Here is a 14,416-nt window from a genome sequence, read left to right as displayed (position 1 = left end):
GGTCACCGAGTGAATTCGTCCACGGTGACACCGAGCAGATCACACGCGGCGCGCACGGTCCCGCGATGGTCACCGGGCACGGCGTGGATGTGGTTGGCGCCGAACCGGGACAGAAAATCCTCGGCACGAGCGTCCAGCCGCGCGAACGCATGCGGCCATTCGCGCGTCGACTGGCGCATCAATTCGTCGTTGGTGGCCTCGTCGTAAGTCTCGAAGTCGCCGAGCATCAACTGCATTCGATAGTTGCCGTCGTTGCGCGTGAGCCGGGCCAGCGTCATCTGCCCTGGGGCCGCGAGATGATGGACGGACGCCCCGCCGGCGGGGAAGAAGAACACCTCGGGGAACAGATGCACGCGGGACAGGTTCTCGGCCGGATCGTCGCTGCGCGCCGCGAACCAGGTGGCGTGCTGGCCGGAGTTGCACAGATCCCAGATGTCGCGGTCCGCGTGGTAGTGGCGGACGTCGGCGAACAACACCGGCGTCCCCGAGATCTGTTTGAGCAGTTGCATGGTCAGCGCGCCGTCCATGTCGGCTTCGGTCGCGCACACGTGCGTCGGTTTCGGACCGTCCCAGTCGTACGGGTCGTTGAGGAACGCCTCCGTGACGTCCATCGTGGCGAAGTACTGGGTGAGTTCGGGCTGACCCTTGATGCCGGAGAAGTCGATATTCCATTCGTCGATCAGCTCGCGCACCGCGAGGTAGGAGCGGATCTGGCGCTCCAGCAACTCCGGCGTGAGTTTGTCACCGTCGTAGTGCACTCCTGCGGTGGTCTCCTCCAGCCAGGTCCGGGCCTTGGAAACTTCAGCCGCGTCCGCCTTTTCCGCGCGGCGCACGATCTCCCACTGGTCGATCTCCTCGACGTCGACACCGAAGATGCGTTGCCACTGATCGGTATTCGCGACGGCGGTGTTCATCCCCATCGGCCGGCCGCCGAACCGTCCGAACGTCGAGCCGCGCAAGCTCGACACCGCCGACGCCGCCACCGCCTGCACACCGATCTTCTCGATCAGATCCGCGTCGGCCGGGTCGCCCCACAGCCGGGTGTGCGTGCGGCCGATCTGATCCAGCGCTCCCCCGGCCGCCAGCATCCCGACCATTCCGGGCTGGACCGGGTCGATATTGGACAGCAGCAGCAACGCTCCCGGCGTGGCTCCCTGCACGAGCATCGTGAAGTGCGGGAACGCCCACACCGCGTAGTGCAGAACCGTCAGATCCACTCCGGCCGAGGCGACTTCGCGAGCCACCGAGACGGCGAGAGTGTTGGTACTGACCGGCACGGAGCCGCGCACCACCTCGTGTCCGGCGGAGGTCAATTCGGCGACGAGCCGGTCCTCGTTGGTACGGATGAACTCGGCTATGCCGTCGTGCACATAGTCGCGTCCGTCGGAAATGCTGATCACACCGATACGTGCCACGCCGGATCCCTTCCAGAGACGAACGGTCGGACTACTCGCTGCTGTGCCCGATGGTGGTCCGCACGGTCCTCGGTGGTAACGCAGGCTGCCGCCTCCGGGCCGCGCTCGCACCACTAGAGATATCACTCGGGGCACGGTCTACGGTGCGGTTCTGCCGATCTCGAGGGAAGCCAGCGAGACTCCGCCCTGACCCCAGCCACAACTGGTGATCCACAGATCGCCGTCGTCGATCACCTCGGCGGCATGCGCGGCGATGTGGCCGACACGGTCGTCGATCCGGAAGTGGTAGGGACTGTCGCCGCGGAACACGTCGGTGCCGACGTAATCGGGTCGCGGGCCGATGAACAGATACCAGGATCCGTTGTGGGACAACACGAACGGTGATTCGGTATTGCCGGCCTCGGTGCCCGACGTGGGGTCGGTGAACGCGATGTGCCGCTCGCTCCAGGTGCGCAGGTCGGTACTCGTGCGGTATGCGACCACGTAGTTGCCGCCCGTCGGCGAACTCGTCGCGGCGTAGTACATCACCCAGCGGCCGTCGATCCACACGACCATCGGATCGCGGGCGTCGTACCCGTCGCGAAACACCGGCCCGGTCGGTTCGCGGGTCCACTCGAACAGGTCGTCGGAGGTGGCCACACAGATCGCCGCCGCGGTGCGGTCGTCACCACCGCCCGCGTAGAACATGTGGTAGCGGCCGTCGGCGCGGATGACGTACGGCGCCCACAGGTGCGTCTCGCCGTAGTCGCGGTCCACCACCAGAGCCGACGGGTGTTTGGTCCACGGGCCCTGCAGATCGTCGGCACTGGCGTGGGCGAATTCGATCTCGTCGAACGGATCCGCCGGTTCGGTATGGGTGATGCCGAACAGGTGCCAGCGGCCCGCTTCGTCGCGAATGATGGTGTGGTCGTTGATGTACCATCGCTGCGACTCGCCGGCGCTCGGGTCGTAGATCGTGTGGAAACGCCCGGCCCGAACGCTCACCATCCGGCGTGCCGATCGCCCCGGACGAGCAGGCTCGGTCGCGGTCCTTCTCGACATTCGATCTCGGTCATCTGCCACCGCTCTCCTCAGTCGCGTTCGCCGTACCGGGTGCGAAGCTGCCGGGGACGGCTACTGCGGATCGGCTCTGCCCGCAGCTCCGGCCGATACGAGATTCAGCCGGGCAGGCCGCTCACCTCGCAGGCCGGTGAACGACCGTCTCGGCATCCCAAGACACGGTAGATGACACCGCGATGGAGAGCGGCCACATCGCGCTGCACTTCACCACCCACTCGTAGCCGGCCTCACCCTGATCGCCCGACATCGGCCACGAATCCATGCGTGCAGCGGAATCGGCGACACCATTCCCATCGGTGGGGACAATCTCGGTATCGCCGCTTCCGAATAGACTGCGCCGCATGCGGACAGCGATGACGCTCGACAGCGGCCAAGTCGTCAGTTATGTCGACCACGGCGGTTCCGGCCCCGCCGTCCTGCTGTTGCACAGCTACCTGATGGACGCGGACATGTTCGCCCCGCAGGTACGTTCGCTCGGCCAGTCCTGCCGATTGATCGCCATGGATGAGCGCGGCCACGGCGAAACGCCCGCCGACGGCCCCTTCACCTATTGGGACGTGGCCCGCGACGCACTCGGCTTGCTCGACCACCTCGGAATCGCCCGGTGCGCGGTGCTGGGTACGAGTCAGGGCGGATTCGTCGGTTTGCGAATGGCACTCCTGGCACCGGACCGGGTGGCCGCGCTGGTGTTGCTCGGAACGTCGGGCGCCGCCGAGGACCCGCAGGTCGCCGACGCCTACCGGCAGGCCGCTGCCGCATGGCGAGAACTCGGTCCGACGCAGGACCTGCTAGACATGAACGCCGCCATCTGCCTGGGCCGGCACGACGCAACCGAGTGGCAGGCCAAGTGGCGCAAGCTTTCCGGAGATCACATCGACCGCGTCCTGACCCCGCTGGTCGAGCGGGACAGCATCCTCGACCGAGCTTCCGAGATCGACTGCCCCGCCCTGGTCCTGCACGGGTCGGCGGACGCCGCCTACCCGGTGGACCGGGCCGTCGAGTTGGCCGCGGCATTGCCCAACGCCGGACCGCCGGTGATCGTCGACGGCGGCGCGCACTTCCTCTCGCTCACCGATGCGGACGCCGTGGAGCCGCACCTGCTGGAGTTCCTGTCGAAGTCGCTACCCGGGTGATCCCGAGCCTCCGTTGACCCGCGCAGCAGCCGGCGCGACCGGTTGCGTTGCCGATCACTGACCTGCCTCGCCTACCGGCCCCGGAAGCGATTCTCTGCGCGTCCCCGCAACATCAGTGCCGGCGGACGAGGTGGATCACTCGTGGATGGAGACCTTGTTCTTGTAGAAGGCGACGTGACCTTCTATGTTGGCCGCCGCCCGCTTCGCCTCGGGGTAGTACCACGCGGCGTCGACGAGGGGATTTCCGTCACCGACATCCACGGTGTAATAGCTCGCACGACCCTTCCACGGGCAGATGGTGTGCGTCTCGGTGGGCGTGAAGTACTCCTTCTTGATCGATTCCGGCGGGAAGTAGATATTGCCCTCCACTGTTTCGTAGCGGTCGGACTCTGCGATGGTGACACCGTTGACCGTTGCCTTTGCCATGCTTCTATTCTGCCTCGATCGGCGAGCGGGTCCCAGCGGCGAACAGCTGCGGGAGGAGATCGTGGTAGACCCGTCGAGCCGGGCCCCGGCGGCGTCGACAATACGCACTCGGTGTTCGCCGAGACCGATGCCGACGGAACGACCACGCTGTCGGCGAAGGACGACCGGCGGTACAGGGGCGGCGCGGGACCGTCCACGGCCGCGCTCGCCGCGCTGGATGCCTGGGTGCGCTCGAGGGTGATGCCACAGTTCCTCGACATATTCGACTGGTCGTACGGCTTCGACTTCGCCGGCAACGACTGCGGAATCCTCGACGCGGATTACACCACCGAACTCACCGACGCCGACCTCTTCTCCGTCGGCGCCGACGGCGGCGGAAACCTTTTCTGCGTCCTCACCAATGGTCGAGTGGCACTGTGGTTCCACGAGGAGGAGGTCCTCGAGGGCGGCACCCGCTTCGACCACCTCGACGTGTTCGTATGGTCGTTCCTGCGCTACCGCGCGGTGCGCGCGGGCCGCCTCGATGCCGACGCCGTGGAGGCAGATTTCCGTGCCCTCGGCCAGGACGGCGCACTGGAACCGCAGCTCGGCCTGTTGCGCCTCATGTCGCGATCGTGATTCGACGCGGTCGAGTAGCTGCCCGTGCGGGCCGGCGGAACCGTGCCGGTTACGGCCGTGCGGTGTGGTCCGGTCGTCCGCGGGTGCGACGCTGTTCCTTCATCTCCGCTTCGAAGACGTGGCGCCGGCCTTCGACAAGCTGATCGCGCACCGTGCGTTCCATGTCGGCGAATGCCGAGTAATACCCGTCGTCGTATTCCTCCACGATCTGAAATGTCCATCGCCCCGGTAGCACGTTGCGACCGATCAACTCGCTTCGCACCCGCTCCGCCAAGTCCGGGCGGTCCGCGGCGACGAGTTGATCGACAGCGCTGTCCAACAGTAGATCGGCACGACCGGTCAGGCGGTGAAACGCGTACAAATTCCCACGCGCCTGTTCGATCGTCTCCAGCGCTTCGGACAAGGTCCCGGCCGCCCGGACCGCGTCGTCGCCGGCATCACCGGGACGACGATGCCGGGCCGCGGGCTGCTCCTCGGTGGCCAGGCCGCTGTCCGCGACCTCTTTTGTGTCGGTGTCGTTGGTCATGCAGTGGCTGTACCCACGCGCCCCGTTTCGATGCGCAATCGATGCATCGATTTCCGTCACGGCTCGAGTTCGTGTTCGGCCAGGACGTCCTGGAATCGCCTCGCGTACGCTTCGCGAAGCGGCTGCGACTCCGCCAGCAGGGCGCCGAGGCGGTCGGGGCCGATCGGCTCGGCTAGGCCGTCCACCGCTCGCAGGTCGCTGATCTGTCTCGCAGTCTCGAGCTCGGCGAGCTCCCATGAGCTGGGGGTCCGGGGATCGTCTTGCAGCATTCCTGCCAGGGAGTAGCAGGCGACCAGGACGTCGAAGCACCGAGAATCGCCGGCATCCGGCTCGTTCCACGTCCTCACGACGTAATCCGCTATCGAGACCACATCGATGTACCAGGCCGCCACACCGTCGGGTTCCTCGAAGGGCAAATCGTCGGGGCCGAGAATGTCGCGGAATCGCGTGGCCAGGAGCTCCGGGCCGATCGGTGGTGGGGTGCCGACCGCGCGAGCGCGACAGTATTCGAGTGAGTCGTCGATGAGCCGGCAGAGTCCTGGGACCTCGCGGTCGGCCCGATCGGTGGCGGCGAGAACGGCCGCCCGATTCAGGCACAGGGTAGCGACCAGCGCGCGCTGGAATGCATCGGCCCGCTCCACCGAATCTCGCACGAGATCGTCGTCGAACATGCCAAACATCTCCTACGCTTGTCCGACCGTTCCCGCACCGGGATCCGATCTATGACGTCGCCCCGAGGACACCCGCAAAGATACTCGGCCACAGCGAATTTCGTGAGCCCGTAGACGAGGATCAGAGTGCCGAACAGTACGACGCTCATGGACCACGCCTGCAGCAGGTGGTTGTCCCGGAAGCAGGATTGTGCCAGCGCGATTTTCGCCAGCAAGCGTTCGAGATGTTCGACTCGATGGCCCAGCGAATCGACAGCCGAAATCCGCGTGGGGAAGATTTTGGCTACTGAAAACGGTTCTGCCGCAACGCCGTCACGCCGCGCAGACGGCCACGATTACGAGCTACCTCCCGGGGCATTCACTCGGTGCCGGTTCGCCGCGCAGCCGCCCGTCGATCCATTCGCTGAGTCCCGGATAGCTGGTGACGTAACTACTCAGATGTTCGCCGGGCACCGTGCGGAAAACGGCCGGAACGCCGCGGCTGCATTGTTCACCGTACATACGCTGAGCGTCCTCCAGGGGAATCCAGGGATCCCACGCACCGTGATAGATATACAGCGGCACACCCGACGTCCGGTCCGACAAATCCAGTTGGCGAAACAGATTGTCGGCCATCGGACTGTCGAGTGGGTTGCTGATATTCGTCGCCACATCCATCGGAATACCGATCACGCCGAGCGGTCCATCGGCGTCACCACACAGATCCCGCGTCGGCGACGTCGTCACCCACTGCGCGAGATGATTCATATACTGCAGCACCTCCGGATGCTCACGCGCTATCGCCGTCGACACCGACAACAGAATGCCGGAGGCGATCCCGCCGTTGAAACGGTGGGCGATATCCCGGTAGTCGGCCGCCAGTCCCCCCGAGGCCACGCCCACCAGAACGTCCGACAGATCCGGCGCGTACTCCCTCTGCAACATCGCAGTGGCATACGCGGCGATCGCTCCGCCCGAGTAACCCTCGACCACATAACGACTGTTACCGAACTCCGGCAAGGCATTACGCACGGCGCGAATCGAATCGAGCATCATGTGCCCGGCCACATTCGTCTCGCCGTACGCCATCAGCGGGCCCTCATGGTCGGGCAGGAGAACCGCATGCCCTTTGTTCAGGGCCGACCAGATAGCCGGCAGAAACCAGACCAGATCGGTGTTGGTCCGATCGAGTATGCCGTGCGACAACTGGTAGCCCGGCGTGCAGTGCAACCCGAGTGCGTTGATCGGCATCGCGTCCACCTCCACCGGTCGAGGCCCCGGACCGTTCCACGACGCCGCCGGGACGATCAATGTGGCGGTGCCGAACGAGGGCGTGCCCGTCGCCGAGGTCGAGCGAAACTTCAACAGCACCGCCCGCTCGATCGGCGCCGCCATATGCTGCGCTGTCGTCGCCGTCACGTCACGCGACTCGATGATCTGCCCCGGCTCCAGCGCGCCCAGATTCGCAGGCCAGGCATCGAAGGTCTGATCCCCGGTCGGCGACGACAAAATCGCCCGCCACAACGCCGCCTGCTGATCGCTGGGAGATTGCTCGGGGCCGGGAGTCAACTGCGGCGGCTTGATGTTCTGGTCGATCCAGACCTGCAGCGGCGAGGGCGGAGCACCCCCCTGCGACACCTGCGGTGTCGGCTCGACAGAAGGACCCTCGTCCGCCCGAGCGGGCTGTTCACCCAACCAGGCGCAACCGAAGAAAACGGTTACCACAACTGCCAGAAACCCTCTCACAAGCCACATCCTTTTGTTCGGACGATAGTGCCGGGAGTGCCGTCTTCTGCGGGGTCGCGGGAAGCGACTTTAGCAAGCGTCTGCGATCCTGACCACGAAAGCGGGTTGCGAAATCGACACATAATTCGTGGTCGCGCAGATATCGGTGCTCTGAGCGGGAAACAGCGGCTGAAGGGCGACGAAACTACTCGACGGCCGCTGATGAGTGGCGGCGCCGACGGTTGTGGAAAATCTCGATGTCGAGGATTGCGTTCACGAATCGAGGCGAATCGTGCATTTCTGGCAGTCGAGTAGTTCGATCTGCTGCGAGGCACAGAACGATTCCGTCATCGCGTTGTCCGGGCCGTCGCCCACGGTGGCGAGCAATGCGGCAGAGTGGATCTCCTCGCCGTAAACCCGCGAGGTGAACCGACTCGCGGTGGCGCGATTACTGCGGCCGTGATTCCCGAGGCTGGTCCTCGGCTTCCGCGCTCGTCCGGCGGCCCTCATAGGGCGGCACGGCCGATTCAGCGTCGCCGGGTGGAAGCGTCCCGGTCGTGGCGACGTCGTCTTCGGACTGGCCGGTTCACCGGACAGAACCGGCCCGTCATCTCACCCGCCCGGCGTGAAGCACGGCCCGATGTTCAGGGCAGGGCCATCACGGCCAGCAGGACGACCAGAAGCGAGACCGCGACCGTGATGTGGCTGCGCCGGTAATGGGACGCCAATACCGCGACGAATTCGCGCAAGAAGGCGGCGGGCAGGAAATAGGCAGCGGTCCGAGACCCCAGGACCTGGGCATCGATACCGAGGCGGCGGGTCAGCCCGGCCGTCCGGAGAACGTGAAAGTTACTGGTTACCACCGTGATTCGGAGCTGCTCCGGATCGATACCGCGCCGGTTCAGCTCGCGCAGGCAATTACGCAGATTCTCGGCGGTATTGCGCGAGTGCCGTTCTCGGACGATGGCGTGTCCGCTGACGCCGCGGGCGGTGAGGTAGCGCGCCATCGCGTCGGCTTCGGTCGTCGCCTCGTCGGGACCCTGTCCACCGCAGGTAACCAGGACCGGTCGGCGTCCGGACCGCAGCGCCGTGCGGTAGGCGTCGATACCTCGGTCCAGTCGCGCGGCCAGCAGCGGCGTGACCGATCTGCGATTCAGGCCGCAACCGAGAATCACCACCGCATCGGCTTCGGGACGAGCCGCCAGGCTGCCGTAGATCAGTGCGTAGCCTCCGAACGCGATCAGATGCGCCACGAAATAGACCGCGACCGCGGCGACCAGAACGATGGACTGAATGGCCCAGCTCGGCATCGCCGGACCGGACGCGACCGTGACGACCGCGGCCACCGCGCCGATCAAGCCGGCCCCCAGCACGACCGGCAACGCGGTGGTCGCCGCGAACCCCTCCCGTGACATCAGCTCGATTCCGTTGACCAGCAACGCGATACCGGCCACGGCGAACGGAGCCGTGAGTACCACGACCACCCCGAACGACGAAGGCACGTCGGGGCCGAGTCCGACGACCGCGGTCGCGCCGCCGACGCCCAGCAGGGTGACCGCCGCCAGCAGGACGAATCCCGTCGAGAGCCGGCGAGGCTCCAAGGCCACGCGGATCGCCGCGAGAAATGCCAGGACCGCCCCGCTGCCCACCAGAAGCCCGCCGATCGACAGGTACGTCGCCGTCTGCATCCGCCCGAGACTCCTTCCGGCCCCTACCGGGCCGCCGCCGCGCCGAAGACACTCCGAAGTCGTCGGCGCGACGAGAAATCCGCGGCGACCGGTCGACGTACCGACGATTTCCCATTCCGGAGCGCCGGAAACAGACCAGTGGCGCGGAGCCTCCCCATTCCGCCGACATCGCGTGACACCACGTTCGAACCGATGCCGGGCTCTGATGGAGAGGGTGGTCACCGCGTGATCCTTCAAAAGACCGCCAAGTCACTTGAAGGAAAGAAAGTTCACGCGATGACCTCTGTCCAGCCTATCGACCCGTCCAAGATGCTGTCCGATCAACTCGCCGTCGCGAGCCCGGACCTGCTGCGGGAGATGATGTCGACGTTCATCCAAGCCCTGATGAGCAGCGAGGCCGATTCGATGTGCGGCGCCGGCTACGGCGAACGTTCCGACGAGCGTGTCAACAGCCGAAATGGATACCGACACCGCGATTTCGACACACGTGTCGGCACCATTGATGTCGCGATACCGAAACTGCGCCAGGGCAGCTACTTTCCGGATTGGCTGCTCGAGCGCCGCAAACGCGCCGAACGCGCGCTCACCAGCGTGGTGGCCACCTGCTATCTGCTCGCGTGTCCACCCGCCGGATGGAGAAGCTGGTCGAATCATTGGGTGTGACAAAGCTTTCCAAGTCTCAAGTGTCGATCATGGCCGGCGAGCTCGACGCCCAGGTCGAAGCGTTCCGGACCCGGCCGTTGGATCAAGGCCCGTACACGTTCGTCGCCGCCGACGCGCTGGTGTTGAAAGTGCGGGAGAACGGGCGTGTGGTGAACGTGCACGCTCTGGTCGCTACCGGTGTCAACGCCGACGGATACCGCGAAATCCTCGGTATCCAGGTCACCAGCGGCGAAGACGGCGCCGGCTGGCTGGCGTTCTTCCGCGATCTGGTCGCCCGGGGCTTGTCCGGGGTCAGTCTGGTGACCTCTGACGCGCACGCCGGTTTGGTCGCCGCGATCGGCGCCGCCCTGCCCGGGGCGGCCTGGCAACGCTGCAGGACGCATTACACGGTGAATCTGATGTCGATCACGCCGAAATCGTCGTGGCCGTGGGTGCGGACCCTGCTGCATTCGGTATTCGATCAAGCCGACGCCGAAGCGGTTGCCGCTCAATATGATCGGGTGCTCGACGCGCTGGGCGAGAAGCTGCCGAAAGTGGCCGCTCACCTCGACACCGCACGAGCGGACCTGTTGTCGTTCACCGCGTTCCCCAAGCAGATCTGGCGCCAGATCTGGTCGAATAACCCGCAAGAGCGGTTGAACAAGGAAATCCGCCGCCGCACCGACGTCGTCGGCATCTTCCCCGACCGGCAAGCCATCATCCGACTCGTCGGAGCCGTCCTCGCCGAACAGCACGACGAATGGATCGAAGGCCGACGCTACCTCGGCCTCGACGTCCTGGCCCGCTCCCGCGGCCAATCCGAACCCATCGAACAGGAGGACACCCCAGCACTGACCGCCTGACCCACCAGGATCACGCGGCAATCACCCCGATACACCACGCAATTGGACTTGACCGCTCGCGGTTGCGCAGCAGCGCGGAAAGCCGTTCGGCCCCAATGGCCGGCGGCGCCGGGGCGGTACAGTTCTTCGGCGCCGCCGAATGTGGCGACCCGCTCAATGATCTGACCGGTCGACTCGCAGATCTTCCCGGTGTCGTCCCGCCGCAGATGCCGTTCGGTGACCGTGATCAGGGCGGCCGCAGATAGTCCGAACTCATCGACAACCGCGGGCTGTTCGGGTCTGCGCATGCCATTGCCTCCAGCGTCCAGTCTGGTCTAGGGATGGCCCGATCACGGCACGCTCCTGGCGACGATCCAGCGACCGTCGCCAGGTATCGGTGCCGGCAGAACAGTGCGGCTACGCGGGTAGCGGCGCTGTCTTGCCGTCGCGGCGTGATCAGCCGCGCGCGTACACCCGCTCCACGTACTCCGCGACTTCTTCGTCCTGGAGGTGTCGTGCGATGTCAGCTTCGCTGATCATGCCCACCAGCCGTTTGTTCTCGATGACCGGCAGCCGTTTGATCTGGTGGTCTTCCAGCTCTTTGAGAACGTCGCGCGCGTCGGCGTCGGCGTCGATCCAGCGGGGAGTTCCTTCGCAGAGATCGGCGCATGTCGTCGTCGCCGGGTCATGGCCCAGGGCAAGGCATTTCACGACGATGTCGCGGTCGGTGACGATTCCGCACAGCCGCTCGTGCTCATCGCTGATCGGCAACACTCCCACGTCGAGTTCCCGCATCGTGCGGGCCGCGTCCTCGATTGTGTTCGCACGTGACATCCAGGTGGCACCCGAGTGCATGATCTGTCTCGCAGTTGTCATCTCGTCCTCCTGTTCGGCCATTTCGATCCTTCTCACCATCGCCCCGCCGGTACGCGACCGGAAGGGGCAAAGGTCCCCGGCCTCCCCCACGCCGGACGTGCCCGGCGGCCGGACGGGTCGGTCTCGGGTGTAGTGGGCGGTGTGGGCCCAACGACCCTGTTGGCAGACCCTCCGAATGACCATGATCGTCGGTGAGGAGGTGCCGGCAGATGTATGCGAAGCCCGGAGATTGGCTGGTCGTGGAGGGTCATGAGGTAGGCGGCGCGGTACGCCACGGGTTGATCGAGGAGGTGCACGGGAGTGAGGGAGCGCCTCCGTACCTCGTGCACTGGACCGATACCGGCCACCGAGCGCTGTTCTTCCCCAGTACAGATGCCTACGTTCGGCCCGCTGAGCAACTACGCAAGCAGGAAGCTGTTGCGGCGGAACGCTATTCGTCCATGCAGCACGTGCCGGGCGCACACGGCGCCGGACCGCGACATTGACGGCAGCGCGCACAGAGGCACGCATGGCCAGGAGGCCTCATGAGTAGACTCGCGAGCGGTCCGCCGGCGGGGACCCCGCCGACGCCGGTCCCGCCGCGGTCGGGCAAAGCGTGGCTGTGGTGGCTCGTCCCGGTCGGCGCGCTCGTCGCCGTGCTGGCGGCGTCGATATGGCTGCCCGGACTGGAGAAATCGAAGCCGTCTCCGCGTCAGCTCGGCTACAGCGAGTTCGTCTCGGATATCGATGCACATCAGATCAAGACTGTCACGCTCCAGTCGTCCGGACGGGCCTCGGGCACGCTGGGCGACGGCCACGACTACACCACCGTAATTCCCGCTCAGGCCGGGCCGCAGCTGCTGGACCGCCTCGAGAAGGCGGGGGTTTCGGTGAGCGCATCACCTCCGGCCGCCACCCGCTCCGGGGCATCGCAAGTGTTGACGTGGGTGCTGATGATCGCTCCCTTCCTGCTGCTGTTCTGGTGGCTTCGGCGGGCCGGAAGCCGGGCCTCGAGTCAACTCGGCACCACGATGGGCGTCGGGAAGTCGAAAGCCAAGGTGTTCGATACCGAGCGGCCGGGAACCACATTTGCCGATGTCGCTGGCTATACGGGCGCCAAAGCAGAGATCGCCGAGGTAGTCGATTTCCTGAAGGCGCCACAGCGATATCAGCGCGCCGGAGCGGTAGCGCCGCGGGGAGTCCTGATGATCGGCCCGCCCGGTACCGGCAAGACCCTCTTGGCGCGCGCGGTGGCCGGTGAAGCCGATGTCCCCTTTCTCTCGGTGGTCGGTTCGAGTTTCGTCGAGATGTTCGTGGGCGTCGGCGCGGCCCGAGTGCGAGATCTTTTCGCCGAGGCTCGCAAACGAGCCCCAGCGATCGTGTTCGTCGACGAGATCGACGCGATCGGGTCGCGGCGGGGGTCTGCGACGGCGGTAGCCAACGACGAACGCGAACAAACCCTCAATCAGCTGTTGGCGGAGATGGACGGGTTCGATCCTGCGGTCGGCATCGTCGTTCTGGCGGCGACCAACAGACCCGAAATTCTCGATCCGGCGCTGCTGCGACCGGGCCGCTTCGATCGGCAGGTGACGATCCCGTTGCCGACGCTGCAAGAACGGGCAGCGATTCTGGGAGTTCACTGCCGCGGTAAACACCTCGAATCCGACGTCGATCTGCAGCGCGTGGCGCGCAGCACCCCGGGGTTCTCCGGCGCCGATCTGGCCAACCTTGCCAACGAGGCCGCGATCTGCGCAGTCCGCGACGATCGATACACGATCCGAGCCCTCGACTTCGACACCGCCCGCGACCGGATTCTGCTCGGCCGCCGCGAGGGATCGAATGTGTTGCTGCCCAGCGAGAAGCACGCCGTGGCAGTCCATGAGGCAGGCCATGCCCTGATTGCCGCGCTGTGCCCACACGCGGACCCCATCGCGAAGGTGACGATCCTTCCGGCCGGGCAGACACTCGGCACGACCGAACAGCTACCGCTGGTCGAACGCCATCTCTACAGCGAGGACTACCTTGTCGACACCCTCGCCGTACGGCTGGGCGGCCGAGCCGCCGAATTGACCGTTTTCGGTCAAGGATCCACCGGAGCCGCGAACGATCTGGCCCAGGCAACGGAACTCGCTACAAAGATGGTGCGCGAGTTCGGGCTGTCCCCGGCCCTGGGCCCGGTCGGATACCCCCAGGGCGGATCGGTCTTTCTCGGCGGCAGCGGAACACAGATGTCGAGCCGGCCGTTTGCCGAAGCCACGCAGGCGATGGTGGACACCGACGTCGCACGCCTGCTGCGTGAGGCGGAGCGTCGCGCCATCGACCTGCTCGAGTCCCACCGCGACGTGCTTCGACGTCTGGTCGAGCTGCTGTTGGAACACGAAACCGTCGACGGCGCAAGGGTTTACGACCTGTTGGGGATCGCTGTCCCGACCGACCGCTGCGAACCCGTTCCCGCCGCCACGGTTGCGCCACATCCTGGCGTACGTCCGGCCGCCGCAGAGCCGGAGCTCCCGAGAGATGGCCGCACCATCCCCGGCCTCGGCGGCTCGAGGACGATGCGGTGAGCAGTCCATGGCGCCGACGGTCGGCTCGGGTCAGCTGACCGAGGTCAGATTTCAGATGCCATTCGCCCCTGCCGTCGAGTGCTGCCCGCGCGCGATCCTGAGGAAGCGACGCAGTCGATCCAGGGGCCAGGTGTTGATCACCTCGTCACGTTCCACCCAGCCGCGCTGGGCGGTTGACGGCGCTCACTGAAATTCCCCACTGACGCTCACCGAAATTCCCCATTTGTCCCGTGTGGCTCCGCCGTGAAGGGCGGGCCTGCTCCGATGCTGGTG

At 65.9% G+C, this 14,416-nt stretch carries 12 protein-coding genes and 1 pseudogene; 5 read left to right on the top strand and 8 right to left on the bottom strand.

What is annotated here, in order from left to right:
- Nucleotides 1-2: 2 nt before the first annotated feature.
- Together IG65_RS0132120 and IG65_RS0132115 are read right to left on the bottom strand one after the other, a co-directional pair.
- Nucleotides 3-1,415 (bottom strand): L-fucose/L-arabinose isomerase family protein, encoded by a 1,413-nt coding sequence (locus IG65_RS0132120; RefSeq protein WP_030518705.1) that lies wholly within the window; start codon nucleotides 1,413-1,415, stop codon nucleotides 3-5.
- Between the two features lie 138 nt (nucleotides 1,416-1,553).
- Nucleotides 1,554-2,402, bottom strand: a complete 849-nt coding sequence (locus IG65_RS0132115) for a family 43 glycosylhydrolase (RefSeq protein ID WP_030518704.1) — start codon at nucleotides 2,400-2,402, stop codon at nucleotides 1,554-1,556.
- 413 nt (nucleotides 2,403-2,815) lie between these two features.
- On the opposite strand from IG65_RS0132115, the gene IG65_RS0132105 reads away from it, so the two are divergent.
- Nucleotides 2,816-3,607 (top strand): alpha/beta fold hydrolase, encoded by a 792-nt coding sequence (locus tag IG65_RS0132105; protein WP_036526358.1) that lies wholly within the window; start codon nucleotides 2,816-2,818, stop codon nucleotides 3,605-3,607.
- A 135-nt stretch (nucleotides 3,608-3,742) separates the two neighbouring features.
- On the opposite strand, the gene IG65_RS0132100 is transcribed toward IG65_RS0132105, so the two are convergent.
- Nucleotides 3,743-4,033 carry a DUF427 domain-containing protein gene (locus IG65_RS0132100; RefSeq protein ID WP_030518702.1) on the bottom strand — a complete coding sequence of 97 codons (291 nt, stop codon included), beginning with the start codon at nucleotides 4,031-4,033 and terminating at the stop codon, nucleotides 3,743-3,745.
- Between the two features lie 111 nt (nucleotides 4,034-4,144).
- Between IG65_RS0132100 and IG65_RS0132095 the strand changes: the two genes are divergently transcribed.
- The gene (locus tag IG65_RS0132095) at nucleotides 4,145-4,651 is read left to right on the top strand and encodes a hypothetical protein (protein ID WP_231509572.1); all 507 of its coding nucleotides are present in this window, start codon (nucleotides 4,145-4,147) and stop codon (nucleotides 4,649-4,651) included.
- A 49-nt stretch (nucleotides 4,652-4,700) separates the two neighbouring features.
- On the opposite strand, the gene IG65_RS0132090 is transcribed toward IG65_RS0132095, so the two are convergent.
- The 4 genes from IG65_RS0132090 to IG65_RS0132065 form a co-directional block, all read right to left on the bottom strand.
- The gene (locus IG65_RS0132090) at nucleotides 4,701-5,177 is read right to left on the bottom strand and encodes a hypothetical protein (protein WP_036526356.1); all 477 of its coding nucleotides are present in this window, start codon (nucleotides 5,175-5,177) and stop codon (nucleotides 4,701-4,703) included.
- Between the two features lie 56 nt (nucleotides 5,178-5,233).
- A complete protein-coding gene (locus IG65_RS36300; protein WP_051757282.1) occupies nucleotides 5,234-5,848 on the bottom strand; it encodes a hypothetical protein in 615 nt (204 codons plus the stop codon).
- 342 nt (nucleotides 5,849-6,190) lie between these two features.
- Nucleotides 6,191-7,465 carry a lipase family protein gene (locus IG65_RS0132075; RefSeq protein ID WP_036526352.1) on the bottom strand — a complete coding sequence of 425 codons (1,275 nt, stop codon included), beginning with the start codon at nucleotides 7,463-7,465 and terminating at the stop codon, nucleotides 6,191-6,193.
- A gap of 731 nt (nucleotides 7,466-8,196) precedes the next feature.
- Nucleotides 8,197-9,240 (bottom strand): YdcF family protein, encoded by a 1,044-nt coding sequence (locus tag IG65_RS0132065; protein ID WP_030518697.1) that lies wholly within the window; start codon nucleotides 9,238-9,240, stop codon nucleotides 8,197-8,199.
- A 276-nt stretch (nucleotides 9,241-9,516) separates the two neighbouring features.
- On the opposite strand from IG65_RS0132065, the pseudogene IG65_RS0132055 reads away from it, so the two are divergent.
- Nucleotides 9,517-10,745, top strand: a pseudogene (locus tag IG65_RS0132055) (IS256 family transposase).
- Nucleotides 10,746-11,180: 435 nt separating this feature from the next.
- On the opposite strand, the gene IG65_RS0132045 reads toward IG65_RS0132055, so the two are convergent.
- A complete protein-coding gene (locus IG65_RS0132045; RefSeq protein ID WP_030518694.1) occupies nucleotides 11,181-11,600 on the bottom strand; it encodes a CBS domain-containing protein in 420 nt (139 codons plus the stop codon).
- 209 nt (nucleotides 11,601-11,809) lie between these two features.
- Between IG65_RS0132045 and IG65_RS37360 the strand changes: the two genes are divergently transcribed.
- Complete coding sequence (locus tag IG65_RS37360; RefSeq protein WP_081879907.1) at nucleotides 11,810-12,085, top strand: DUF1918 domain-containing protein; 276 nt, start codon at nucleotides 11,810-11,812, stop codon at nucleotides 12,083-12,085.
- 39 nt (nucleotides 12,086-12,124) lie between these two features.
- Nucleotides 12,125-14,143: an ATP-dependent zinc metalloprotease FtsH gene (gene ftsH, locus IG65_RS0132040; RefSeq protein ID WP_081879906.1), complete on the top strand. Its 2,019-nt coding sequence runs from the start codon at nucleotides 12,125-12,127 to the stop codon at nucleotides 14,141-14,143.
- The last annotated feature ends 273 nt before the right edge of the window (nucleotides 14,144-14,416 follow it).

The sequence above is a fragment of the Nocardia sp. NRRL WC-3656 genome, from assembly GCF_000720265.1.
GTDB lineage: Bacteria > Actinomycetota > Actinomycetes > Mycobacteriales > Mycobacteriaceae > Nocardia > Nocardia nova.
Note: the sequence above shows the minus strand (reverse complement) of the source record. Positions and strands in the feature narration are given on the sequence as shown.